Genomic DNA, 25,418 nt, shown 5'->3' on the forward strand with positions numbered 1-25,418 from the left:
CGGGGGCTGGTTGCGAGCCGGTCACGATCGAAACCCTAAGACCACGGCGCCCCGGAGCGACCACTGGGTCACTCCGGGGCGCCGACGATCAACGCAACGTCACTCGTAGCCGTTGATGTGCAGGGACAGCTGCCGCAGGTGACCGACGTCGGTGCGGACGTTGTCCACCACCTTCACCGTCCACACGCCGTCCGCGGTGCCGCGCAGCGTCGGCGACAGCGGCGACACCGGCCGCCAGGTGCCGGTGAACGGCGCCTGACCCGGGGTGACCCCGCTGAACGGCTGAGCAGCGCCGTCGTCGAAGACGACCTGGCAGAGGTTGTTGCCACTGCCGCCCTGCCGCTGGAACAGCGTGATGACCTGGCCGGATGGCGAGGTCAGGGTGCCGACCAGATCGCCGACATAGGTGTGGCTGATGCCGGCGGTGGTCGAGCCCTCGGCGGCCGAGCAGTCGGTGCCGTCCACCGAGAAGGTGACCTTGGAGGCCCGGCCCACGCCGGTCACCGGGATGGTGACCGAGACCCCGGCCGAATCGCCGTCCGGGATCGCGACCGCGTCACCGGCGTAGGCGAAGTTCTTCGCCACCGCCGAGGGCTGGCCGATCGGGATGCTCAGCGAGGTCACCGTCGGCGACAACGAACCGGCGAAGGTCACCCGCGCCGAGATCACCACCGGATCCCCGATCAGGTGCGTGGCGGGCACCGAGATGGAGAACTGGTTGAGCCCGGTCTGCCCGGCCTCGATGGTGCCGTAGTTCTTGGTGCGCGGCGCGATGGTCACGCCCGGCGTGGTCGCGGTCAGCGCCACGCTGACCGAGGCCGCGGTGCCGTCACCGTTGTTGAGCACCGGCAGGAACAGCGAGGCGCTCTCCCCCGGCTCCAGCCAGGCGTCGCCGTCACCGCTGGTCGGGCTGACCGTCGGGGACTGGGCGACCGCCCTGGGCTGCGGGCTGGCCCCGGTGTAGGCCAGCACCTTGTCGGTGAGCACGATGCCCGCACCGGCGCGGTTGTCCACGCCGGGCGCGCCGATGTCCACCGCGGTGCTGGTCAGCGCCTGCCGCACGTCCGCGGCGGGCAGGCCCGGGTTGCCGGAGAGGATCAGGCCGGCGATGGCGGCGGCGTGCGGCGCGGAGGCCGAGGTGCCGTAGAACGGGCTGAACCCGGGGGTCTTGGTGACCACGCCGTCCGCGGCGGTCAGGTCCGGCTTCTGCCGCACCTCGCCCTCGGGCGCGGACACCGGGGTGCCGTCGGCGTTGAAGAACACCCGGCGCGGACCGTCGGAGCTGAAGCGCTCCAGCTTGGCGGTGCCGTCGAAGACACCCGGGTAGGGGCCGGCCGGGTTGGCCGGGTCGCCGATCTCGCCACCGGTGAACGCCTTGGCCGCGGGGGCCGCGGCCACGCTGAAGGCGTTCTTCGCCGCGGAGTGGCCACGGGTCACTCCGGAGGTGGCGAAGCCCTTGAACCCGTCGGCGTCCTTGAACCGGCCGCGCAGCACCGACAGCGAGAGGTACTTGTCCTCACCGCGGTACTTGACCACGGCCAGCCGCTGACCGCCCGCGGTGGTGTCCACCCGCTCGTACGGGCTCTGCAGACCGTCCTGCACGCCCTGGCTGAGGCTGACCACATCCCCGTTGGCGTTCAACAGGTACAGGTCGTAGTCGTTGGTGGAGCGCAGCAGCGGGTCGGCCCAGAACAGGGTGACCGGCTTGGCGCCCGAGCCAGCCGACATCGGGTTGATGATCTGCGTCCCGGCGCCGGGGTCGAAGTCGTGCGCGGTGCCGACGAACCGGCCGATGCCCTTGCCGGAGTCGACGAACTTGCCCTCCCAGTGCCCGGAGGTGCCGTCGGCGAGGTTGCCCTCGTTGCCCGCGGAGGAGAAGAACAGCGCGCCGTTGGCGGTCACGTCGTTGACCGCGGCGGCGATGATGCCGTCCTGGAACGGGGATTCGTTGAAGTAGAGGACATCGTCCACGATGACGTCGCACTTGAGGTCGAAGCGCAGCTTGCGGATGTTGTCGGCGAAGCTGGCGTCGCCGTTGAAGGCGGTGGCGAAACCGAGGGTGGCGCCGGGTGCGACGTCGTGCAGGATCTCCAGCATCGCCGTGCCCTCGTCGCCGTCGCCCTCCTGACCGGCGAGGACGTCGACCGCGGGCAGTTCGCCCTGGGACCGCAGCGCGGCCAGGGAATCCACGCCGTCGGACATGGCGCACAGCTTGACGCCGACGCCGCTGATCTTGAAGTCGCGGCGGGCGGTGTCCGCGGCGTGCACCCGGTCACCCTCGGAGGTGATCGCGGCGACGCCGGCCCGCTGCTGCTTGGCGGCCAGGGCGGCGCGGGTCTGCTCGGCGATCCGCTTGCTCCGCGCTTCCTTGCTCTCACTGGATTTCGGCGCGCCGGCGCGGGCGGTCATCGCCTCACTGGCCGGTTCGATCTGCCGGACGTCCCCGCGCGCGGCCAGCCTGGCCAGCGAGGACAGCGGCAGTTCGGCCCGCACGGTGCGGGTGTCCGGGGAGACGTGCCGGAGCACGCCGCCGAGCTTGCGGACCTCGCCGGTGAGGTCGTCGGACACCTGGTCCGCCCGGATCTCCACCAGCACGGATCCGTTGCCCGCCACCGCGATCCCGGTGTTCAGCTCCGGGGTCGCGGTCAGCAGCGAGCGGTCCTGGCGGAGCCGCTGCTCCACCACCAGTCGACTGTCCACTTTGGACTCAGCCTTGGACTGGGTCGCCTTGACCCGTTGCAAGGTGTTGATCTGCCGCGCGGTCCGCTCGGACAGGCCCCCGTTGTCAGCGGGGTTGCCAGGCGCCGCCACGGCGGGTGTCACGGCGCCCAGTGCCGCTGTCAGACAGGTTGCCCCAGCCACCACGACGGTGGTCAGCCGGGATGGACGTAACCGTGTTCGCACGCGCCCTCCACGTGTTGTGCGTGCCCCGACACACGCGTCGATCACCGGGATCCCCGGCTGATCGGTAAACGTACGGTCACGAAAGCCACTGGTCAGCAGCCGTTCGGGGGAAGTACCACCGGGTGAGACAACAACTCTTACTTGCACGCTTCGTAACGTTTGCCTGGTGGACAAGACCCGGTCCACGGTGTCAACCCGCAAAGTTCCGCCCAACGGCGGAAAGCACTGCTGCTACCGTCCGAACATGAGTGACGCGGTGCCGATCATCGACCTCACGCCCTGGTTCCACGGCGATACCGCCGCCCGCCGTGCGGTGGCTCAGCGGGTGGACATCGCCCTGCAACGATCAGGTTTCCTGCTCATCACCGGACACGGCGTGCCGGAGGCATTGCGGGACAACGTACGCGCCGCGGCCAAGGAGTTCTTCGCCCTCCCGGCGGAGACCAAACGGCGCTACGCGGTCAAGGTCGGCGAACACGGCTGGCTGCCGCCGGGCGCGGAGGCCAACTCCTACGCCGAGGGCGCCGAATCGCCACCGGATCTCAAGGAGAGCTACTCGGTCGGCGCGGACCAGTCCACCGGGAACCCGGAGCTGGACCGGGAATGGTTCGCGCCCAACGTCTGGCCCGCCGAGACACCCGCGTTGCAGGCCCTCGCCGAGGAGTACCTCGGGCACATGCGTCGGCTGGCCGACGAGTTGCTGGTGCTGTGCGCGGTGGCCCTGGACCTGGCGCCGGACTTCTTTTCCGGCCAGGCAACGCATCCCTCGTACACGATGAACATCAACTGGTACCCGCCACTGTCCACTGTGGGCACTCCGGCGCCCGGCCAGTTCCGGATCGGCGCGCACACCGACTTCGGCACGGTGACCATCCTGGACCGCCAGCACGGCGTCGGCGGCCTGCAGGTGCACACCCTGGACGGCGACTGGGTCAACGCGCCGTTCGACCCGGCCGCGTTCACCGTCAACATCGGCGACCTGCTGGCCCGCTGGACCGGCGACCGCTGGCGCTCCACCCGGCACCGGGTGCTGCCGCCGGATGCCAGCGCGCCGGATGAGGAACTGATCTCGCTGATCTACTTCTACGAGACCGATCCGGACGCCCGGATCTCCTCCCTCGGCCCGCCGATCGGCAAGGTGGACTACCCGGAGGTGCGGGCCGCGGACTATTTGCGGGCGAAGCTGGACGCCATCACCATGGACTGACTCGCGCGAGGAGGCGGCACCATGCGCAGCGCCATCCCGATCGTCCTGACCGCGCTGGCCCTGCTGGCCACCGGCTGCGGCGGCGGCACGCCCGGCCCCGGCAGCGCGACCGCCGCGCCGCCGAGCACCGCGGTGCCCCAGCGGCCGCGGGATGTCGCCGCGCACACCGTGCCCGCCTGCGAGCTGCTGACCTCGGCGCAACAGGGCGAGTTCCGGGTCTCCCGGATCGAACCGGGGCCGACCGACGGATCGCAGGACCCGTGGTGCGCCTACGTGGTCGGTCCGGCCGGGCACCGGTTCGTGCTGACCCCGTGGGCCGGCGCCGGGATCGAGAGCTGGCTGGGCATCTCCAGCGCGAAGGCGGCGCTGATCGGGGTCGCCGGATTCCCGGCCGCGCGGGTGAGTTCGGTGGCCGGTCGCGGCGCGCCGTGCGGGGTGCACATCAGCGTGGCCGAGGGCAGGACCCTGGCCGTGACCGGCACCGCGACCCGGCCGGGCATCGGCGAGGACGAGCTGTGCGGACTGACCGAACGGATGGCCGGGGCAGCGCTGGCCACCGCGCTGTCCCGGGCCCGTTAGACCTGGCGGTGCTCACCTTGGCGGGTCGGCGTATCCGGTGAACTCCAGCCGCACCGACCGGACCGCGCCGGTGTCCGCGGCGGCCAGATCGGCCACGGTGAACTTCCAGGTGCCGTCCACCGGTTCGTGGCCGAGCGGGCCGAGTGGTGTGACGGGCCGCCAGCGGCCGGTGAACGGGGCTTCGGTGTCCACCGCCGAGGAGAACAACCGGTGCGCCGCGTCGTCGAAGACCGCCTGACACAGGTTGTCGCCCATGCCGCCGCCGCGCTCGAACAGCGTGACGGTGGCCCCCGACGGCGCGGTGAGGGTGCCGACGAGGTCGGCGACGAAGGTGTGCGCGATACCGGGATCGGTCTCGCAGGCACCGCCGTCCACCGCGAACCGCACGCTGGAGGCCCGGCCGACCCCGCGCACCTCGATCGGCACGGTGACCCCGGCCGGGTTCGCGTCCGGGATCGGCGCCGGGGCGCCGGTGTGGCGGAACTGCCGCACGTCCTTGGCCGGTTCGCCCACCATCAGCGTGAACTCGCCGCTGACCGGCGAGAGCGCGCCGGCGAACCGCACGGTCACCGCCACCCGCAACGGCAGCCCGACCGGATGGGTGCGCGGCACCTCGACCACCACCTCCGACGTGGCCTGCTCCCCCGCCGCGACCGGGGGATAGGTCACCTCGCTCCGGGACAGCACGATCCCGGGCGTGGCACTGGTGACCCCGGCCCGCACCTCGGTGGCGGTGCCGTCGCCGAGGTTGCGCACCGGCAGCTGGAGGGTGGCCGACTCCCCCGGTTCCAGGAATTCGTCGCCGTCGCCGCTGATCGGCCAGGCCTTGGGCTGGCGCGGCACCACCTTGGGTTGCGGGGTGGCGCCGGTGGCGGCCAGCAGCCGGTCCGCCTGCACGAGGCCGTGCCCGGCGCGTGGATCGGGGCCGGGTTCGGCGAGGTCCAGCGCGGTGCGGAACATCGCCTGCCGGACCTGCGCCGCCGGCATGCCGGGGTTGCCGGAGAGCACCAGCGCGGCCATCGCGGCGGCGTGCGGGGCCGAGGCCGAGGTGCCGAAGAACGGGCTGAAACCGGGGGTGGCGGTCTGCACGCCATCGGCCGCGGTGAGGTCGGGTTTGAGCCGGTTCTCGGCGCTGGGCCTGCCATCGGGGGTGAAGAACATCCGGCGTGGGCCGTCGGAGCTGAACCGCTCCAACCTGCTGGTGGCGGTGAACAGTTCCGGGTAGGGGCCGCCGGGGTTGGGCGGGTCACCGACTTCGAGCACTCCGCTCCACGGCTTGGCTGCCGGGGTGGCTGCCACGCTGACCGCGTCCTTGGCTGCGGAGTGACCGCGGGTGACTCCGGTGGTGGCAAAGGGTTTCAGGCCAGCCGAGGCGGTGAACCGGCCGCGCAGCACCGACACGCCGAGGTAGCGGTCCGCGCCGCGGTACTTCACCACCGCCAGCCGTCCGCCACCGTAGCCGACGTCGGCCCGCTCGTACGGATCCTGTCTGCCGTCCTGGATGTTCTGGCTGAACCCGACCACATCGCCGTTGCTGTTGAACAGGTACAGGTCGTAGTCGTTGTCCGAGCGGCCCAGCGGATCGGCCCAGAACAGCGTGGCTGGGCGGCCGCCGGAGCCCTGGGACAGCGGGTTGAGCACCTGCGTCGCCGAGCCGGGGTCGAAGTCGTGCGCGGTGCCCGCGAACTTGCCGATGGTGCGGCCCGAGTCGACGAAGTTCCCTTCCCAGTGCCCGGCGGTGCCCTCGGCGAGGTTGCCCTCGTTGCCGGCGGAGGAGAAGAACAGCGCGCCGTCGGCGGTGACGTCGTTGACCGCCCTGGCGATGATCCCGTCCTGGAATGGGGATTCGTTGAAGTACAGGACGTCGTCCACGATCACGTCGCACTTCAGCTGGAACCGCAGCGCCCGGATGTTGTCGGCGAAACTGGCGTCGCCGTTGAACGCGGTGGCGAAGCCCAGCTCCGCCTTGGGCGCCAGGTCGTGCAGGATCTCCAGCATGGCCGAGCCCTCGTCACCGGCCCCGGCCTGCCCGGGCAGCACGTCCACCGCGGGCAGTTCACCGACGGCCTGGAGAGCGGGCACCGAGTGGATGCCGTCGGAGAGCGCGCAGATCTTGACCCCGGTCCCGTTGACCCGGAACCGTTCCCGCGCGGTGTCCACCGCGTGCGTGCGCACCCCCTCCGACCGGATCGGCTCGGCGGCGCGGGCGGTCCACGCCTCACCGGAGGGTTCGATCCGGCTCACCTCGGGCCGCGCGGCCAGGGTGAGCAGCCGGTCGCGGGGCACTTCTGCCCGTACGGTGCCGTTTTTCGCTGACTGGTAACGGATTCCGGCGCCCAGCGCGGCAAGCAGGTCCGGCCGGATCTCGCTGACCCGGAGGTCGACCAGCAGCGCGCCGGGCTTGGTCTCGGTGATGCCGGTGCGCACCGCGGGCAACGCGGCCGCGAGCGATCGGTCCGCGCGCAACCGGTTGTCCAGCAGCAGTCTGCTGTCCAACTTTTGTTCCACTGTGGACAGTCCGCGCTTGACCTCGGCCAGCGCGCTGATCTGGTCCCAGGTGCGCTGCTGGGGACCCGGTTCCACCGCGGCGGCGGGCGCGGCGGAACCGAGCAGTAGCGCGATCAGCAAGGGGGCCAAGGGTTTTCGGGCAGGACGAAACAGATCGGTGGCGTTCACCAGGAACTCCCGGGATGGATTCGTCGAGTGACCTCAACGTAGAACCCGTCCCGGGTCGACACGACCGCCAGCCGCCGCGCGGAATTCGTCCGAAATACCGCGCCAGCACGAACAGCCGCACAAACGACACCGCGCGGCCGGGTGCGGTGCGCCGCTAGAGCACGAAGGCGTCCGTCCACAGCTGCCCGGTGCGCCCGGACAGCGCCTCCAGCATGGCCACCGCCTGCGAATCGGTCAGTGAGGCGACAAAATCCACCACCGCCCGCCCGCGAGCCAGTCGACGCAGCGAGTCCCGGCCCTCCGGCAGTTCACCGGTGGCCCCGGCCAGCACCTGCGGCCGGGTCCGGGCCAGCTCGGTGTACTCCCCCTGCGCCAGCTCCACCAGGTCGTTGAGCCTGCGCGGCAGCCGGGAGCGCTCGTAGCGGTCGCTGAGCCACTGGTCCAGGGCCTCGACGAGGGAGGTCAGCAGCCGGGCCTGGCCACGCTGGTGCAGGGCCAGGTCCGGGCGGCCCAGCACGAAGCGGTGGTGCACGAACTTGAGCACCTGCACCTCGTGCCACTGGTCCGGGGCCAGTGCCACGTGCGCGGTGCGGGTGGTGGGTTCGGCGAGCATGGTGACGCCCTCGACCAGGCGGGCGGTCCAGCGCACCGAGAAGTCCGCGACCAGCTGCTCCGCCTCGACCGAGCCGTCGAAGGGGGTGGAGAGCAGGCCGTCGACCAGGTCCCGGCGCACCCTGGCCACCGCGGCGGCGAACGCCTCGTCGTCGACCACCCAACCGTCCTTCTGGTGCAGTCGGCGGCGCAGCAATTCGAGGGACCGGCCGGGGCGGCGGGTCTGCGCGTGCAGGTCGGCGCGGCTCATCCCGGCCAGGTCGAGCTGCTCGCGCTGCCAGACGTCGAGTTCGGCGGCCACCGTGGCGTGTTGCAGCACGCCGACCCGGTGGAAGTCCTCCAGGTCGTGGATGGCGTAGGCGATGTCGTCGGCGGTGTCCATCACCGAGGCCTCGACGCTCTGCTGCCAGTCCGGGATCCGGCCCTGGAAGGGCAGCCGGGCCTGCAGCATGTCGTCGATCTCGGAGACGTAGACGGAGAACTTGGCCGAGCCGGTGCCCGGCGCGTCCGCGGGCTCACCGGCGCCGCGCGGGGGCTGCGGCATGGTGCGCGGGTGCGGATCCGGATGGGACAGCCGGGTCCACGGGTACTTCAGCATCGCCGCGCGCACCGCCACGGTCAGGTCCAGGCCGACCGCGGCCGGGCCGCGCACATCGGTGGTGGTGACGATGCGGAAGGACTGGGCGTTGCCCTCGAACCCGTCCGGCAGGCCGAGCCGGTGCCGGGCGAGGCGGTCCAGGACCTGTTCGCCGAGGTGGCCGAAGGGCGGGTGGCCCAGGTCGTGCGCGAGCGCGGCGGCCTCCACCACGTCCGGTTCGCAGCCGCCGAGCTTGTCCACCAGGTCGGCGTGGAAGGGATTGCGGCGCAGGCGTTCGGCGATCGCGCGGGCCACCTGGGCGACCTTGATGCTGTGCGTGAGCCGGTTGTGCACCAGCAGGCCGGAGCCGGACGGGCTGATCACCTGGGTGACACCGCCGAGGCGGGCGAAGAACGGGCTGGCCGCGACCCGGTCCCGGTCCACCCGGAACGGGCTGGCGGCCAGGTCCAGTGCCGCGGGAACGGTGCCCTGGTCTCCGGAGCGGCGGAGCGCTCGCGCGTCGGTGGCGTGATCGTGCATGCGACGACGGTAGACGCTCGGTGGCCGGTTCGCCCCGTTGTATGGGCGCAGCGGCTGATCGGATTGGGCTCACCGGGTCGAACAGCCTTGCAGACCTGGTATTTCGTCAATTCTTGGCGGATTCTCGATCTATGGAGCTGAGCGGAGCGCGGATTCTCGTGGTGGGTGCCACCGGTGTCCTCGGTGGCCGGATCAGCCGTGGGCTGGCCGACCGGGGCGCGAAACTCGCGCTGGCCGGACGTGATCGCCGAAAACTCATCGCGCTGGCCCGCGAACTCGGCGGCTGTCAGTACAAACGCTTCGACGCCTACGACGTCGAGGGCTGTCCCTGGCTGGTGCGCGATGCCCATCAGGTGCTCGGCGGGCTGCAGGGGGTGGTGGTGTGCTCGGGCATCGTGGCCTTCGGCACCGCCGAGAACACCCACGATGTGGTCTCCGAGCAGCTCTTCGCGGTCAACACCCTGGCGCCGATCGCCATCCTGCGCACGGCGTTGCCGGTGCTGCACCGGGGTTCGGCGATCGCGGCGATCACCGGCGTGGAGTCCGACCGGCCTGCCGCCGAACTGGCCACCTACTCGGCCAGCAAGGCCGCGCTGTCGGCCTGGCTGGCCGCGGTGCGCGAGGAGCAACGGCCGCGCGGGGTCACCGTGCTGGACGCGAAACTGCCGCACGTGGACACCGGCATGGGTGAGCGCGCGGCCGCGGGTCGCCGGCCGAACCGGTTGGGGCGTGGCGCGGATCCGCAGTACGTGGTGGATCGGATGCTGGACGCGCTGGCCGGCGGAGCCGAGGAGATCCGGGTAGGGCCGGACGGCCGGACTTTGGAAGCGGCGTAGCGCACTCCAGGCATCCGACGGGTGGATCACCCGGTGACGGCAAGTCACCAACCGGTTCACCCGTCTGTCGTATGTCGACTCATCCCAACGTTTGCCAAGATGAATCTGGTCTAGACCACACCTGGCGAACGTTGATTCCACTTCGCCGCCGCCACGGTCCGCACGCAGGGCCGCACAACCTCGGAATCTTCCGTTCAGTCGCCTCCACCCTGTGAAGGAGAGACATGAGCGTGAAAAGCAAGCTCGTCGCGGCCGCCGCCGGACTCGGGATGGTGCCGGCGATGCTGGTTGCCCTGCCGGCCACGGAGGCGAGCGCGCACGGCTACATCGCCAACCCGCCGAGCCGTCAGCAGCAGTGCGCCGCGGGCACGGTGTCCTGCGGAGACATCAAGTACGAACCGCAGAGCGTGGAAGGCCCCAAGGGCCTGCGCAACTGTCACGGCAACGTCGGCCGCTTCGCCGAGCTGAACAACGACGGCAAGGGCTGGCGGGCCACCTCGGTGGGTCGCAACGTCAACTTCAACTGGCGCCTGACCGCCCGGCACCGCACGTCCACCTGGGAGTACTTCATCGGCGGCACCCGCATCGCCTCGTTCAACGACAACGGCGCGATCCCGGGCGCGACCGTGTCGCACAACGTGAACCTGGGCAACCACACCGGCAGGCAGAAGGTGCTGGCCGTCTGGAACATCGCCGACACCGCGATGGCCTTCTACAACTGCGTGGACCTGCAGGTCAGCTGATCTGGTGACGCGGGAGCGACGGCGGAGACGGGACCGCCGCCGCCCCCGCGTCCCACTTGGGCCAACCGGTACGCCCAGTTTGGCCAAACCGGCGTACCAGTTGGCCCAACTCGTCGGCGGGGGTCAGCTGTGGGTGGCGCTGCCGGAGAAGCCCATGATCATGACGCCGGCGACGACCACGCAGATGCCGGTGATGGCCATGGCGTTCAGTTTCTCGTTGAACAGGAGGCTGGCCACGACGGCGGTGCCCGCGGTGCCGACGCCGGACCAGATCGCGTAGGCGATGCCGACGTTGATCTGTTTGAGGGCGAAGGCCAGCAGGGTGAAGGCGATGCCGTAACCCAGCACCACGAAGATCACCGGCAGCAGCCGGGACAAACCGTTGCTGGCCCGCAGGGACAGCGTCGCGGTGATCTCGGCCAGGATCGCTCCGGCGAGCAGGAGCCAAGGCATGGGCGACCTTCCCCAGGTGTGACCGCGGCGGTCGGTGACAGAGATGATCAGACTAACCCCGCGGGGCTGGGCGCCGGCTGCCCGCAGGTCCGATGTGGTCGCGCTCTCTCGGCAGGCAGTGTGATGGCGGGTCAGGCGAAGCGGAAAATCTCCGCGTCGGCGGTCAACGGGAACTCGCCCGCGGCCGGGATCGCCTCGCCGGCCGTGCCGCTGCCTGCCACCAGCACCCCGCCGGCCACCAGCACCCCGCCGGCCACCAGCACCCGGCCGTCGGTCAGTTCCACCACGCCGAAATGCGCCCGCGCCACCCGCAGCGCCGCCTTCGGCCCGGTCCCGGCCACCAGCACCCCGCCCGCGGCCAGGGCCAGCGCGCGATCACCGGTGCGGCCGACCTGCTTGGCCTCAGCCAGGCTGCGTGGGCCCGCGTCCGCGTCGTAGTGCTCGGTCCTGGTCCACAGGCCCGAATCCGGGTCGTACAGCTCGGCGGTCTCCAGCATCGTGTACCCGCCGGCGCGGGTCGTGCTGCCACCGGCCAGCAGCACCCGGCCGTCCGGCAACAGCGTCGCGTGGTGGAAGAACCTCGGCTCCGCCATCGACCCGGCCGAGGTCCACGCCCCGGTCGCCGGGTCGTACAACTCGGCGCTGGCCAGGCCCCGTGCCGGGAACTCCCGCGGCCCGGTCAGCCCGCCCGCCACCAGGATCCGGCCATCGGCCAGCACGGTCGCGGAGTTGCGGCGGCGCGCGGTGACCAGCGGGGCCAGCTCGGACCAGTCCTGCCGCACCGGGTCGTAGCGGAAGACCTCGGCACGCGCGGTCCGGAGGCCGTCCTCGCCGCCGACTGCCACGATCGCGCCGTCGGTCAGCCGGACCAACCCGTCGGAATGGCCCCACCAGGCTCTGGGGGACGGCAGGGGAACGGCGCTGGTCCACTCCCCCGCTGCGCAGTCAAGCACCGCAACGCTTCCCATGGGAGAACGGTGCCAGGCCGCCAACCGGGTGACATCGTGTTCGCCCCAGGTCCTCCCTTTCGGGCAGGGTTTCACTTTCGGCCGCCGGACTGACCCGTTCGGCCGCCTCAAGGGGCAACCTCACTCGGGTGTCAGGGGCGCTGACTACTGTGGTGGCACACGCGGTCACGATCCGCGCTGGATTTCCTGGGGGTGTCATCGGTGGCGCTGGAGCCTGACCTCGGCCTGGTGGGGCGGGACAGCACGGCCGCGTTGCTGGCCTCCCTCATCGACCGCAAGGCGCGGCGGCCACTGCCCATCGTGGTCGCCTACGGGCCCGGCGGCAGTGGCAAGACCACCCTGCTCGACCACCTCGAACGCCGCTGCCGCCCCGATGTGCCGCTGGCCAGGGTGGACCTGGACGAGACCGGGTCCAAATCCTGCCGGGACGTCCTGGACGCGGTCTTCGGCCAGCTCCGCCGCTACCAGAACGCGCACTTCGGCCGGATGCGGCTGCCCCGCTACGAACTGCTCCGACTGGCCCAGAGCACCGCCGCCGAACCCGAGGAGGACGGCGACCCGCACCGCCGCGCCCGCCAGCTCCTCGCGCACCGGCTCACCGGCCTGCCCCGGATCGCCGACGTGGTCGGCTCACTCGCCGAGTCCTCCCCCGCCCCGCACTGGCTCACCCGCCTGGTCCGGCCGCTGCTGAGCTGGCTGATCACCCTGGCCGTGGTCGCCCCGCCGAAGATCCGCTGGCTGCTCGCGCCCCGCCGGTTCGCCGCCACCTGGCGCTGGTACGAGAAAGTCGCCGGGGAAGGCGTGCTCGGCCTGGCCAAGGGCTGCAAGGTAGACGAGGTCATCGGGCAGATCTGGCACCTGCTGCGCAGCGAGGAACGCCGGGACCGCCTGGTGGTGGACCGGCTGCTGGTGGCCGCCTTCCTGGCCGACCTCGACGGCGCCTACAAGGGCCACCGCCGACGCCGCCGCCGGGTCAACTGCGTGCTGCTGCTCGACGGCGCGGACCTGTTGTCCCCCTTCGAGGTCAACCTGTTCCCACCCGGCCGCACCGCCCCCGAACCCCCGGTCAGCGACCTCCTGGAACTGCTCGCCGAGGCCAAACTGCGCCACCCCGAGGTGCCGCTGCTGGTGGTGGCCACCAAACAGGCCACCCCCGACCAGCAGGACATCCCCCCGCAGGACACCGACGAGTTCGACCCCGGCGACGCCGCGCACGCCCGCTACCACGGCTGGCGGCAACGCTTCGAGACCGCGCGGGCCAACCACGGACCGGCCGGCGCCGCGGTGCTGCCGGTGCGCCTGCGGCCGTTCACCCTGGAACAGACCCGGCAGTTCCTGCACGAATGGAACCGCAGCCGGGACAGCACCATCCGCTCGGCCGCGCTGGTCGCCGAACTGCACGAGGTCACCAAGGGCCACCCCCTGGCCGTCCGGCTCACCACGCAGGTGGTGGACCGGCTGTTCCGCCGGGACCGGGTGATCCCCTCGGTGCGCGCGGTTTTCGCCCAGCGGGTGCCCAGGGACGAGGCCGGGGCCGAACCGGACGAGAAGGTCGGCGACTACCTGCTGGTCCGCTTCCTGCAACGCTTCCGCGGCTCCGACGTGCCCGAACGCGCCCAGACCCGCCGCCTGCTCACCCGCCTCGCCGCCCCGCGCCGACTCGATCTGGCCACCATCCAACGACTGGTCCCGGACCGGGACGCGGAGGAGATCTGGGGCAGGCTGTCCACCTACAGCTTCGCCGACCGCAGCGCCGACGGCCGCTGGATCGTGCTGCACCCGCTGCTGCGCGAACTCCTGGGCGCGCAACTGCTCGCGCACGGCGCGGGCGCGGAATACCCGTACGAACACGTGCACCGCGAACTGCGCAACCACTACACCATGCTGGGGCGGCAGGGCGATCGGCTCTACCACGCGCTGGCCCTCGGCGACACGCACGTGGTGGCCAGCCACCTGTCCTCCCGGCTCACCCGCGGCGACAGCCGGTGGGTGGCCGACCTGGAGGTCATCGCCGAGGCGCCGGGCTGGCGACACAGCCGGCAGTTGCGCAGCAGGCTGAACTGGCCGCGGGTGCGCCGGGTGGAGGAACTGCTGATCGCGGTGTGGAAACTGCGCTCCAGCACCTCCACCGTGCGCCGCAGCGCCGAACTCTTCGACGACGTGCTGCGCGCCTACCGCAACCTCGACGCCGCCGGGCAGCCCGCGGTGGCCGACCAGCTTTCCTTCTACCGCAACCAGGTCCGGCTGGCCGAGGACAACTCGATCGCCGAACCCGGCCCCGCGCTGCCGCCCTACAGCACCGGCGAGGACCGTCACCCCTACCCCGCGGTGTGGCCGCCGCCGCACACCCTGCGCCGGACCGCGGTGGTGCTGGTGGCCGTGCTGCTGCTCGGCTACGGCGGGGTATACCTGCGGCACCAGCTCACCCACTGCGACCGGGACGGGTTCTTCGCGCCGGGGCGGGTGCTGGACTCGGTGTTCGACCCGAGCCTGATGCTGACCAAGTCCGCGCAGGGCGAGTGCTACGGCGTCACCGACGGCATCGGCAACTTCATGCACGACGCCAACGAAACCTTGCCCGACGACATCGAGGTCGCCGAGCTGAGCAGACTGATCGCCGAACAGAACGACCAGGTGCGCCGGGAGGCCGCCCGGCCCGCCGCGGACGACCGCAGGCGGCCGTACGTGACCCTCGTGGTGGCCTCGATGTTGAGCAGCGCCAACGAAGTACCGCGCCGGGACCTGTCCGCCGGCGTGAACGAGTTGCGCGGCGCCTACCTCGCCCAGCGCGCCTGGAACCGGTTCAACACCCCCACCATCAAGCCACCGTTCCTGGTGCGCCTGGTACTGGCCAACTTCGGCGGCAACTCCGAGTTCGCCCAGCACACCGCGGAGAAGATCCAGTCCCTTGTGGACAGTGACCCGACGGTGATCGGGGTCAGCGGCATGGGCCAGACCCGCGACTCCACCATCCGCGCCGCCGAGATCCTCGGCTCGGCCATCGGGCCCTGGCAGGGGATTCCGATGGTGGCCTCCGCGCCCACCGGCAACGCCTTCAGCGGCAAGGACTACTTCTTCCGGATCGCCCCGCCCAACCAGCGCCAGGCCGAGGCGGCGATCTCCTTCGCCGCCAACGAATCCCGGCTACGGGACAGCCAGCCGTTCCTGCTGCACGACCCCACCGACCGCTACAGCGCCGAACTCAAGGACGACTACGTGCGGACCCTGCTGCGGCTGCGCAGCCGTCTGGGTGAGCCGGTCGAGCAGACCTACGAGGCAGGCAAGAGCAACACCGGCAACCTGCTGGCCACCCGGGTCAAGGAGATGTGCGAGATCGCGGCCCAGCGCAAGCGCAAGCCGCTGCTCATCTACTCCGGCCGGGCCAACGAGATGCCCACCCTGCTGGAGAAACTCGACGACTCCGCCTGCGACCGGGACACCGTGATCCTGGGCGCCGACGACCTGTCCCAGCTGGAAACCGCGGGCTACACCGACCTGGCGGGCAACGAACAGCAACGCGCCCGCCGAGTGTCCTATGTGGACGGAAGGCTGTTCTTCACCACGCTGGGCCCCACCGAGGACGGCTGGCGCCGCATCACCGGCGGCCATCCGCCTGCCGAGGCCGAGCAGTTCTTCACCCAGCACGCCGACGCGCAGAAGGAGCAGGGCGAGCAGGCCAGGGCCTTCCGCTCCGGCCCCAACGGCCACGTGATGCTGGCCTACGACGCGGTGAACCTGTTCCTGGACGCCATCGAACGCGCCCGCACCGACACCGCCCTGCCCGACCGCGCCAAGCTGTACGCCGCCCTGCGCGCCACCACCGGCGCAAACCTGTTCCGCGGCGTCACCGGCCCAGTCGACTTCGGCCAAGCCGACCCGGAGCTATTGCGCCGCGGCGCGGACCCCCGAGGCAAGCAGGTCATCGTCCAACAGGTCATCGCCGACGGCAACAACCTCCGCTCCGCCTTCGTCCGCGCAGTCACCTAACCCCCGTACCACTTGGGCCAACCGGTACGCCCACTTTGGCCAAATCGGCGTACCAGTTGGCCCAACTCGCCGGGCGGGGTGTTCAGGGGGTGGTGGGGTCGGGGGCGAGGGGGGCGTAGGCGCGGACCAGGGTTTGTTCGGCTTCGTCCAGATAGGACACGAGCAGGGCCTCGGCGTGTTCGGTCGCGCCCTCTTCCAGCAACTCCAGGATGTCGCGGTTGCCTGCCATGAAGGGGACGTGGAAGGCCTTGGGGTCGTTCATCACCAGGAAGACCAGGCGGAGTTCGGCGAGTAGCTGGCGCATCAATTCGTCCAGGCGGCCGCTGTCGGCCAGGGCCACGATGGCCTGGTGGAAGCGCATGTTCGCGGTGCCGACGTCGCGCCAGCGGCGGTCGGTGGCGGCGCGGTCGGCTTCGGCGACGGACTCGCGCAACGCGGTCAGGCCGTGCTCGGGAGCGTTGGCCAGGTTGCGCACGCCGGCGGACTCGACCACCCGGCGGACCCGGTAGAGGTCGACCACGTCGGCCACGGACAGGGTGCGCACGAAGACGCCGCGGTTGAGCTGGTGGGAGAGCAGGCGTTCGTGGCTGAGCAGCCGGAATGCCTCGCGCAGGGTGTTGCGGGAGACGCCAAGCGCCTGGCCGATGGCCTCCTCGGAGAGCCGTTCGCCGGGCTGGAAGAAGCCGGCGATGATCCGGTCCCGCAGAATGCCCGCGACCCGCTCGGCCGTGGAGCTGCGTCCCAGCAGCCCGCGATCAGCCGTCAGGTCCGCCAGGGGCGCGTCGCTCACCGTGTCCTCCTCGTTGCGCTCTAGAAAATCATGGCACACGGGTCTTGTTCTTTTGTTGAACAATCCTTATGTTGACTCGTACCACATCATAGGGTGACCCAGGACACATCGGGGGTGGACAGTGCACGCGGACATCCGACGGTTCGGCAGCTCAGCGGCACTTGTCGAGCTGCCCGACAGCGCGGCGGCGCACGCTCTGCACGCGCTGCTGACCGCCCAGCCCCCGGCCGGGGTGCTCGAACTGGTCCCCGCGGCCCGCACCGTGCTCGTCCGGTACGACCCGCGTGCCACGAACTTCACCACGCTGCGCGAGCACCTGGACCAGCACGCCCCACCACCCGGGATGCGCGCGCCCGCCACGACGGTCGAGGTCCCGGTGCGCTACGACGGGCCGGATCTGGGCGAGGTCGCCGAGCTGACCGGGCTGGCCGCGGCGGAGGTGGTGCGGCGGCACCTGGGCGGGGAGTACACGGTGAGTTTCTGCGGGTTCGCGCCCGGCTTCGCCTACGTGACGGGCCTGGATCCGGCGTTGCGGGTGCCGCGGCGAGAGACCTCCCGGACTCGGGTGCCCGCGGGCGCGGTGGCCATCGCGGACGAGTTCGTCGGCATCTACCCGCGGTCCAGCCCTGGCGGGTGGCGGCTGCTGGGACAGACCGACCTGGTGCTGTGGGACACCGCGCGGGCCCGGCCCGGGTTGCTGACCGCGGGCACCCGGGTGCGGTTCCGGGAGGTGGCGGCATGAGCGCGAACCAGGGGCGCGGCGGGATCGAGGTCCTCGACGCCGGTCTGCTCACCCTCGTCCAGGACCTCGGCCGCCCCGGGCTGGCCGCGATGGGGGTCGGCCGCTCCGGCGCCGCCGACCAGCCCGCGTTCACCCTCGCCAACCGATTGGTCGGGAACGCCGAATCCGCCGCCGCCCTCGAACTCACCCTCGGCGGCGTCCAGCTCCGCTTCCACCGCGGCGCCTGGGTCGCGCTCACCGGCGCACCCGCCCCACTGCACCTCGGCACCCCCTGCATCGGCGCCCCGCGCGGCCCGCGCACCGCCGCCGCGAACGCGCCGCTGTACGTCCCGGCCGGGACCACGCTGCGGATCGGCCGCCCGGAGCGCGGACTGCGCAGCTACCTCGCCGTGCGCGGCGGCCTCGACCTGCCACCGGTGCTCGGCTCCCGGGCCAGCGACCTGCTCTCCGGCATCGGTCCGGAACCACTCGTCCGGGGGGCCTACCTACCGATCGGTCGGGAGACCGTCGGTGACCCGATCGTGGATCTCGCGCCGGTCGCGGAACTGCCCGCCGAACCGGTACTGCGGGTGCTGCTCGGCCCGCGCCAGGACTGGTTCACCCACAACGCCGCCGCGGCCCTGTGTTCCGGTCCGTACCAGGTCACCCCGGCCAGCAACCGGATCGGCGTCCGGCTGGCCGGCCCCCGCCTCGACCGGGCCCGCCCTGGTGAACTGCCGCCGGAGGGCATGGTCGGCGGCGCGCTCCAGGTTCCCCCGAACGGGCAACCCGTGCTGTTCCTCGCCGACCACCCGGTGACCGGCGGTTATCCGGTGATCGCGGTGGTCATCGAGCAGGATCTGCCCCAGGCGGCGCAGGTCCGGCCCGGACAGCGAATCCGATTCCAGTGCACCGAAAGGACTAGCCGATGAGCAGCTCACCGCCCACGTCGACCGCCCGGTCCGGCCGCAAGGTGATCGCGGCCAGCCTGATCGGCACCTCACTGGAGTGGTACGACTTCTTCCTCTACGGCACCGCGGCCGCGCTGGTCTTCCCCAAGTTGTTCTTCCCGACCAGCGATCCGCTCACCGGCACCCTGCTGGCCCTGACCACCTACGCGGTCGGTTTCATCGCCCGCCCGGTCGGCGGCGCCATCTTCGGCCACTTCGGCGACAAGGTCGGCCGGAAGAACGTCCTGGTCATCACGCTGCTGCTGATGGGCGTGGCCACCTTCGCCATCGGCCTGCTGCCCACGCACGCCCAGATCGGCGCGCTGGCCCCGATCCTGCTGGTCACCCTGCGCTTCCTGCAGGGCCTCGGCCTGGGCGGGGAGTGGGGCGGCGCGGTGCTGATGACCATGGAGCACGGCGCGGCGAACAAGCGCGGGCTGAACGCGAGCTGGCCGCAGGTCGGCGTGCCCGCGGGCAACCTGCTGGCCGCCGGGGTCATGTGGATCATGTCCGCCTCGCTGTCCAACGAGCAGTTCCTGGACTGGGGCTGGCGGGTGCCGTTCCTGCTCTCCGGGCTGCTGGTGCTGGTCGGCTTCTGGATCCGCCGCACCATCTCCGAAAGCCCGCTGTTCACCCAGGTCGAGCAGACCGAGGCCAAGGCCAAGCTGCCGCTGTTCGACGTCTTCCGCGAGCACCCGCGCGAGCTGCTCACCGCGATCGGCGCGCGCATCGGCACCGACGTGGCCTTCTACACCTTCACCCTGTTCATCCTCACCTACCTCAAGGACGTGGTGAAGGTGGACCGGCAGGTCGGGCTGAACGCGGTGCTGGTCGCCTCGGCCTGTCAGCTCGCGCTGATCCCGTTCTTCGGCGCGCTCTCGGACCGCTACGGCCGCCGCCCGGTGTACCTGGCCGGCGCGGTCGGCGCGGCGGTGTGGGTGTTCGCCTTCTTCCCGTTGCTGGCCACCGGATCCACCGCGTTGATCATCCTGGCCACGGTGGTCGCGCTGGTGGCGCACGCGGCCATGTTCGGCCCGCAGGCGGCGTTCATCTCCGAGCTGTTCAGCACCAAGCTGCGCTACACCGGCGCCAGCCTGGGTTACCAGCTGGCCGGGGTGCTCGGCGGCGCGCTCGCCCCGCTGATCTCCCTGGCGCTGCTGGAATCCACCGGCAGCTGGGTCGCCATCGGGATCTACGTGGCCGCCGCCCTGCTGCTCACCATCGGCGCGCTGATCGTCGCGCCGGAGACCAGCCGGGTGGACATCGCCGCCGATCCGGCCCTGGACAAGCCCGCACGCACCTGATCGGGTGCGAGGTAACTGTGAAGGAGGCGAGTTGAACACGTTGATCCGCCGATCCCTGACCGGCGCACTGGCCGTGGGCGCGCTGCTGGCCGCCGCCCCGCTCGCGGTGGCGGCCGAGACCGCCGCCCCGGCGAACTGCTTCGACCGCGCCGCGCCGATCCCGGTGGAGGAACAGCGGCTCACCCTCGCGGTGCCGCAGGAGATCCTCGACCGCAGTGGCTTCGACCAGCGCGGGCCGAAGTTCGAGAAGTCGTTGTGCCGCACCAGGTCGCTGCGGGTGGCCAAGAGCCTCGCGCAGACGCAGAGCAGGCAGCTGTGGCAGGCCGCGGTGGACCGGGTGCAGGGCCGTGGCCCGGCCGGTGGCGATCTGGTGCGCAGTGACGACCGGCCGCTGTACTGGGCGCGGTTGCAGCTCACCAGGGCGCTGCGCCAGTGGCAGCCCGCCTTCACCCTCTCCGCCGCCGACCGCAAGGCCTTGGTTGACGCGGTGGAGACCGGGTCGCGCGGCCAGGACTCGATCGAGCTGCCCGCCGGGAACCGGGTGAAGCGGGTGGTGCTGACCGGTTTCGACCCGTTCCAGCTCGACGGCGACATCCGCCGCACCAACCCCAGCGGCGCGACCGCGCTGGCCCTGGACGGCACCTACATCGACACCCCGTCCGGGCGGGCGCGGGTGGAGACCGCGGTGTTCCCGGTGCTGTGGACGCCGTTCGAGGCGGGCATGGTGGAGCAGACCCTGTTGCCGCACTTCAAGTCTGGCCGCAAGCAGGTGGACCTGTTCACCACGGTCAGCCAGGGCCGGGCGGGCCAGTTCGACATCGAGCGCTACAACGGCCGCTGGCACACCGGCGCGGACAACAACCGGGAGAACCGGGCTGCCGGCATCCCGATCCCGGCCGGGGTGCCGACGGTGACGCCGCAGCCGGAGTTCGTGCCGACCACGTTGCCGTACAAGGAGATCGTGGCCGCGAAGACCGGTCCGTTCACGGTGCTGGACCGCACCGAGGTGACCGAGATCCCGGCCGGGCAGACCGAGCCGGTGAAGAGCCCGAACGGTCCGACGCCGGGTTCGGTGGCCCGTGCCGGTGGCGGCGGTTCCTATCTGTCCAACGAGATCGCCTACCGGGCCACGCTGTTGCGGGACGCGGTCAAGGCGAAGGTGCCGGGCGGGCACGTGCACACGCCGATCCTGTTCTTCGACCCGGCCAACCCGGACAAGGTCTCCGATCCGGTGCTGGAGAAGAACCGGGCCGACATCGTGGCCCAGGCCAGGGCGATCCTCGCGGTCGCCGTCGGCACGCTCTGAACTCCCAGCGGGCGCCGGGATCACCGGCGCCCGCTGGTGTCAGACCCGGCGCAGCAGCCGGGTTTTCTCCAGCATGCCCAACAGGTCGCGGGCTTCTTCCTTGCTCAGCCCCGGGGATTCGCGCAGCACGTCCGGGATGTCCACCGGCGCGCCCGCGGACATGTCGCCCATCCAGCGCAGCGCGGGCAGGAACTCCCGGCGCACCAGCAGGCTGGCGGTCTGGGTTTCCCGGAAACCGTAGGCGGACACCGAGATCCGCGCGGTCTCGGCGTCCAGTTCGTCCACGCCGAACGCGGTTTGCCCGGCGCGCACGAACCGGGTCTCCAGTCCGACCGGCTGCCGGGTGAGCGGTTCCCGGACCAGGTCCCGCGGATCGAGGCGGTCCAGCGCGTCGCGCAGTGCGGCCAGGTCCACGGTGGTGCGGCTGGTCGCTTCCTCCGGGGTCTCGAAATCGTAGATCGACTCCCGCCAGCGTTCGTCCCTGGTCAGCTGGTTCTTGAGGCCGGCCAACAGGAAGTCCATCCGCAGTGGCGGAGTCAGCAGCACGTGCAGGGAGAGCGAGTCCTGGTCGGAGCAGGTCTCGTGCCAGTAGCCGCGCGGCACGTGCAGCACGGCCCCGGGTTCCAGCACGAACTCCTTGGCGTCACCGGGAATCCGCTCCGGTGGGGCCTCGCGCTGGTAGGCGCGCAGGTCCGGGGTGAGCGGATCGCCGGCGCCCCAGCCGTGCAGCGGGCGCGGGGTGAACTCGTTCGGCGCCACCCGCCACACCTTGCGACCGGTGAGCTGCACGGTGATCACGTCGATCGGGTCGAAGTGCACCTTGGTGACCGCGCCCGGCCGGTTGCCGAAGAGCTGGACCTTCGCCGACTGGGCGGAGACCCGGAAGGTCTCGGCCACCTCGCGCTCGAACGGGTCGAACTCGGCGATCTCCTGGAAAAAAGCGGTGAAGCCCGCGTCGTAGAGCCGCCGCGCACTGGCCGCGGGCATCAGCGCGGAACTGGTGTTGCCCGCGGCGTCCTGGAACCAGGCGCAGACCCGCCGCACCTGTTTGGCGAAGACGTCGTCGATGGAGTGGATCTCCAGGGTGTCCCGCAGGCGGGCGGCCAGCTCCGGCCGCGCCGGGGTGGCCAGAATCCGGCGGCCCAACACGGAGTTACTGAATCCGGCCAGGTCCGTGGGGGCGAACCAGTCCGCGAGGTCGAGCCGGGACATCACCCCTCCAGGTTGTCTTCGACGGGCGCCTTGGTGATCTGGGGATGGGGCCGGTGCGCGGTGGCCTCGCCAAGGCCCTGGGTGGTGGTGATCCGCAACTCGCCGAAGGTGGCGGTGGCGATGATGTCCTCGCCGGCGCCCCGGTCGATGAGGAAGGCCGGGCGCACGGCGTACTCGGCCTCGGCGCCCGCTTCGACGTGGACGACCACGGCGGGCGGCAGATCCGGCTGTTCGATCATGGCAGGGGCTCCTCGGGGGATCGGCGCACCAGCCGGGTCTGCTCCATGAGCCCCAGCAGGTCCTGCGCCTCGGGTTTGGTCAGTCCGGGGGCCTCGCGCAGCACATCGGCCACATCGAGGGCGGTCCCGGCGGGCAGGGCGTTCACCCAGCGCAGAGCGGGCAGCGCGGGTGCGGGCACGGTCACCGCGGCGGTCTGGGTCTCGCGGAAACCGTAGGCGGACACCGAGATCCGGACTGTGTCGTGGTCGAGACCGTCCACGCCGAAGGCGGCCTGACCGGCGCGGGTGAACCGGGTCTCCGGTCCGACCGGGGCGGTCGGCAGTGGGGCGCGGACCAGGTCGCGCGGGTCGAGGCGGGCCAGCGCGGCGCGCAGTGCGGCCAGGTCGGCGGCGGTGCGGGCGGCGGTCTCGGCCGGGGTGGCGAAGTCGTAGATCGCATCGCGCCAGTGCCGCTCGCCCGCCAGCTCGTTCTTCAACGCGGCGAGCAGGAAGTCCATGCGCAGCGGCGGGATCAGCAGCAGGTGCAGGGAGATCGAGTCCTGATCGGAGAACGTCTCGTGCCAGTAGCCGCGCGGCACGTGCAGCACCGAACCCGGTTCGAGCCGGTACTCCTTGACGTTGCCCGGGATCACCTCGGGCGGCGGGTTCTCCTGGTAGGTGCGCAGACTGGGCCCGATCGGCTCGCCGGCGCCCCAGCCCTTGAGCGGGCGCGGCGCGAACTCATTCGGCGCGATCCGCCAGGTCTTGCGGCCGGTGAGCTGCACGGTGATCACGTCGACCGGGTCGAAGTGCACTTTGGTGACCGCGCTGGGCCGGTTGCAGAAGAGCTGGACCTTGGCCGAGCCCGGCGCGACGCGGAAGGCGCCTGCCACCTCGCGCTCGAACCCCGCGAAGTCGGCGACCTCCTGGAAGTAGGCGGTGGTGCCCGCGTCGTAGAGCCGTCGCGCACTGGCCGCGGGCATCGGCGCGGTGGCGGCGTTGCCGTCCAGGTCCAGGAACCAGGCCCGGACCTCGCGCACCCGCTTGCCGAAGGCGTCGTCCACGGTGTGCACGCCCAGCGCGGCGCGCAGCCGGTCTGCCAGGTCGGCCCTGGGCTGGGTGACCAAGGGCCGCTGGCCGAGCACGGTGCGGCTGAACTCGGTCAGGCCCAGTGGCGCGAACCAGTCGTCGAGATCGAGGCGCGGGCCCAGCTCAGTCCCCGGTCCGCGGGGTCTGGGTGGCGCCGAGTCCGGATGCTGCATCGGTCCAACTTCGCCGCCGACCGTTCGGTTGGCCAGCGCGGTGACCGTTCCGCGCCCGATCGGGACCCATGATCAGCCCCTACAGACGGTCAAACCGGGAAGTTGATCTCTCTGGCTCAGACCCGGCTGTACGGCGGGTACGGGCGGGCCGCCTCGGCCAGGGCGTCGGCCACCGCGGCGGCCTCGCTCACCGGCAGGGTGGCGGTGGTGATGCGCAGGTGGTCGCCGCCGCTGGGCTCGACCAGGAACGGGGAGCCGGGGGCCGCGCCGATGCCCTGGGCGGCCAGGGTCACCAGGGCCTCGCGCTCGCGGGCCACGTCGATCCACAGGTTGATGCCGTCCCAGCCGGTGGAGCGGATGCCGCGGCTGGTCAGGGCGTCCTTGAGGGCGCCGCGGCGCTGGCCGTAGACGGTGCGGGCGGTGGCCACCGCGGCCACGCAGCCAGGGTCGGTGAGCAGGCCGACCAGGACCTCCTGCAGCAACCGGCTGGACCAGGCCGCGCCCAGGTGCCGTCGCCCGATCAGCGGTTCGACGATCGAGGCCGGTCCGCCGAGGGCGGCCAGCCGCAGGTCGGGGCCGTGCGATTTGGAGAAGCTCTGCACCCGGACCACCCGGTCGGGCAGTGCGCCGGCGAAGCTGACCGGGTCGGCCAGGGCCACGTCACCGGAGTGGTCGGCCTCGATGATCATCACGTTCGGGTGAGCGCGCAGTTTCTCTACCAACTGGTCGGCTCGCCGCTGGGTGAGGCTGACGCCGGTCGGGTTCTGCGCGCGCGGCTGCATGAGCAGCACCGCCGGGTCGCGGCGCAGCTGACCGGCCAGGGCGTCCGGCAGGATGCCCTCGTCGTCCACCGGCACCGGCAGCGCGCTGGCGCCCACGGTGTCCAGCAGGTCCAGGAACGGCGGGAAGGTCGGGTTCTCCACGATCACCCGGTCCCCCAGGCGCAGCAGCTGACCGAGCAGCCGGTCGATGCCGTCCAGGGAGCCGTTGACGATGGTCAGCGTCTCCGGATCGCACACCGAAGCCCAGGACTTGCGGACCAGGCGGTCCAGGTCGGGCAGCACCGGGGCGTCCAGGTAACCCGACAGCGGCGGCTGGCCGTCGATGCGGGCCAGCGCGGGCCCGATCGGCGGCAGTAACGCCTGGTCAGGCACGCCGGCGGAGAGGTCGCGGGCGAACCGGCCGGTATCGCCGGCCAGTCGCCAGAACCGGGTGGGCTCGGCGCTGTGCGTGCGGGCGGTGACGAAGGAGCCGTTGCGGCCCTTGGTCTCGATCGCGCCGACCCTGGCCAGCGAGCGCCAGGCCTCGTTCACCGTGGTCGGGCTGACACCGAGGGCCTGGGCGAGCGCGCGCACCGTGGGCAGCCTGGTGCCCACGGACAACTCGCCCGCGCCGATCAGCCGGTTGATCGCCGCGGCGATGCCCGTGGCCGATCCTTCCTCGACGACCGACAGAATCCGGCTCAGATCGGCGTGCATGACCCTCCCGTCCACTGGCCCGCCGCCACCATGGCGGACCACTCAGCATTGTGCGCAAGTTCTGACGGTTTGGTGACGTCCGACGCCGATGGCGC

At 71.5% G+C, this 25,418-nt stretch carries 19 protein-coding genes; 9 read left to right on the forward strand and 10 right to left on the reverse strand.

The annotated features are described in order from the left end of the window. Positions 1-99 precede the first annotated feature (99 nt). Entirely contained in the window at positions 100-2,823 is a 2,724-nt protein-coding gene (locus MZC64_RS34775) for a S8 family serine peptidase (RefSeq protein WP_247763862.1), read from the reverse strand. 325 nt (positions 2,824-3,148) lie between these two features. Between MZC64_RS34775 and MZC64_RS34780 the strand changes: the two genes are divergently transcribed. Next, on the forward strand, positions 3,149-4,111 hold the full coding sequence (locus tag MZC64_RS34780) for an isopenicillin N synthase family oxygenase (protein ID WP_247763863.1): 963 nt from the start codon (positions 3,149-3,151) through the stop codon (positions 4,109-4,111). Positions 4,112-4,132: 21 nt separating this feature from the next. After that, positions 4,133-4,690 carry a DUF3558 domain-containing protein gene (locus MZC64_RS34785; protein WP_247763864.1) on the forward strand — a complete coding sequence of 186 codons (558 nt, stop codon included), beginning with the start codon at positions 4,133-4,135 and terminating at the stop codon, positions 4,688-4,690. Between the two features lie 12 nt (positions 4,691-4,702). On the opposite strand, the gene MZC64_RS34790 is transcribed toward MZC64_RS34785, so the two are convergent. Together MZC64_RS34790 and MZC64_RS34795 are read right to left on the reverse strand one after the other, a co-directional pair. Next, positions 4,703-7,318, reverse strand: coding sequence for a S8 family serine peptidase (locus tag MZC64_RS34790; RefSeq protein WP_247763866.1), 2,616 nt, complete (start codon positions 7,316-7,318; stop codon positions 4,703-4,705). A gap of 202 nt (positions 7,319-7,520) precedes the next feature. Further along, entirely contained in the window at positions 7,521-9,095 is a 1,575-nt protein-coding gene (locus MZC64_RS34795; protein WP_247763867.1) for a deoxyguanosinetriphosphate triphosphohydrolase family protein, read from the reverse strand. A gap of 131 nt (positions 9,096-9,226) precedes the next feature. On the opposite strand from MZC64_RS34795, the gene MZC64_RS34800 reads away from it, so the two are divergent. Together MZC64_RS34800 and MZC64_RS34805 are read left to right on the forward strand one after the other, a co-directional pair. Beyond that, on the forward strand, positions 9,227-9,931 hold the full coding sequence (locus MZC64_RS34800; protein WP_247763869.1) for an SDR family oxidoreductase: 705 nt from the start codon (positions 9,227-9,229) through the stop codon (positions 9,929-9,931). 224 nt (positions 9,932-10,155) lie between these two features. Then, on the forward strand, positions 10,156-10,674 hold the full coding sequence (locus MZC64_RS34805) for a lytic polysaccharide monooxygenase auxiliary activity family 9 protein (protein WP_247763870.1): 519 nt from the start codon (positions 10,156-10,158) through the stop codon (positions 10,672-10,674). Between the two features lie 123 nt (positions 10,675-10,797). On the opposite strand, the gene MZC64_RS34810 is transcribed toward MZC64_RS34805, so the two are convergent. Both MZC64_RS34810 and MZC64_RS34815 read right to left on the reverse strand, forming a co-directional pair. Next, positions 10,798-11,127 (reverse strand): multidrug efflux SMR transporter, encoded by a 330-nt coding sequence (locus MZC64_RS34810; RefSeq protein ID WP_247763872.1) that lies wholly within the window; start codon positions 11,125-11,127, stop codon positions 10,798-10,800. A gap of 131 nt (positions 11,128-11,258) precedes the next feature. After that, positions 11,259-12,095 carry a kelch motif-containing protein gene (locus MZC64_RS34815; protein WP_247763874.1) on the reverse strand — a complete coding sequence of 279 codons (837 nt, stop codon included), beginning with the start codon at positions 12,093-12,095 and terminating at the stop codon, positions 11,259-11,261. 201 nt (positions 12,096-12,296) lie between these two features. Here MZC64_RS34815 and MZC64_RS34820 point away from each other — a divergent pair, with 201 nt between their 5' ends. After that, complete coding sequence (locus MZC64_RS34820) at positions 12,297-16,082, forward strand: AAA family ATPase (protein WP_247763876.1); 3,786 nt, start codon at positions 12,297-12,299, stop codon at positions 16,080-16,082. Between the two features lie 82 nt (positions 16,083-16,164). On the opposite strand, the gene MZC64_RS34825 is transcribed toward MZC64_RS34820, so the two are convergent. Beyond that, positions 16,165-16,872, reverse strand: coding sequence for a GntR family transcriptional regulator (locus MZC64_RS34825; RefSeq protein WP_247763878.1), 708 nt, complete (start codon positions 16,870-16,872; stop codon positions 16,165-16,167). Positions 16,873-16,993: 121 nt separating this feature from the next. On the opposite strand from MZC64_RS34825, the gene MZC64_RS34830 reads away from it, so the two are divergent. Genes MZC64_RS34830 through MZC64_RS34845 form a run of 4 tightly spaced genes read left to right on the forward strand, consistent with a single transcriptional unit; the run spans position 16,994 to position 21,153 of the window. Then, positions 16,994-17,614: an allophanate hydrolase subunit 1 gene (locus MZC64_RS34830; RefSeq protein ID WP_247763880.1), complete on the forward strand. Its 621-nt coding sequence runs from the start codon at positions 16,994-16,996 to the stop codon at positions 17,612-17,614. After that, entirely contained in the window at positions 17,611-18,525 is a 915-nt protein-coding gene (locus tag MZC64_RS34835; protein WP_247763881.1) for a biotin-dependent carboxyltransferase family protein, read from the forward strand. The genes MZC64_RS34830 and MZC64_RS34835 overlap by 4 nt, the downstream gene beginning before the upstream one ends. Continuing rightward, complete coding sequence (locus tag MZC64_RS34840; RefSeq protein WP_247763882.1) at positions 18,522-19,847, forward strand: MFS transporter; 1,326 nt, start codon at positions 18,522-18,524, stop codon at positions 19,845-19,847. The genes MZC64_RS34835 and MZC64_RS34840 overlap by 4 nt, the downstream gene beginning before the upstream one ends. Positions 19,848-19,878: 31 nt before the next feature. After that, entirely contained in the window at positions 19,879-21,153 is a 1,275-nt protein-coding gene (locus MZC64_RS34845) for a pyroglutamyl peptidase (protein ID WP_247763884.1), read from the forward strand. 39 nt (positions 21,154-21,192) lie between these two features. On the opposite strand, the gene MZC64_RS34850 is transcribed toward MZC64_RS34845, so the two are convergent. From MZC64_RS34850 to MZC64_RS34865, 4 genes are all read right to left on the reverse strand, one after another. Beyond that, positions 21,193-22,365 (reverse strand): JmjC domain-containing protein, encoded by a 1,173-nt coding sequence (locus MZC64_RS34850; protein ID WP_247763885.1) that lies wholly within the window; start codon positions 22,363-22,365, stop codon positions 21,193-21,195. After that, positions 22,365-22,604, reverse strand: a complete 240-nt coding sequence (locus MZC64_RS34855; protein WP_247763886.1) for a hypothetical protein — start codon at positions 22,602-22,604, stop codon at positions 22,365-22,367. The genes MZC64_RS34850 and MZC64_RS34855 overlap by 1 nt, the downstream gene beginning before the upstream one ends. Beyond that, positions 22,601-23,845, reverse strand: coding sequence for a JmjC domain-containing protein (locus MZC64_RS34860; RefSeq protein WP_247763888.1), 1,245 nt, complete (start codon positions 23,843-23,845; stop codon positions 22,601-22,603). Before MZC64_RS34860 ends, MZC64_RS34855 begins: the two co-directional genes overlap by 4 nt. Positions 23,846-23,961: 116 nt before the next feature. Then, positions 23,962-25,323 carry an aminotransferase class I/II-fold pyridoxal phosphate-dependent enzyme gene (locus MZC64_RS34865; protein WP_247763890.1) on the reverse strand — a complete coding sequence of 454 codons (1,362 nt, stop codon included), beginning with the start codon at positions 25,321-25,323 and terminating at the stop codon, positions 23,962-23,964. Positions 25,324-25,418: the final 95 nt, after the last annotated feature.

This window comes from Crossiella sp. S99.2 (genome assembly GCF_023094165.1).
Taxonomy (GTDB): domain Bacteria; phylum Actinomycetota; class Actinomycetes; order Mycobacteriales; family Pseudonocardiaceae; genus Crossiella.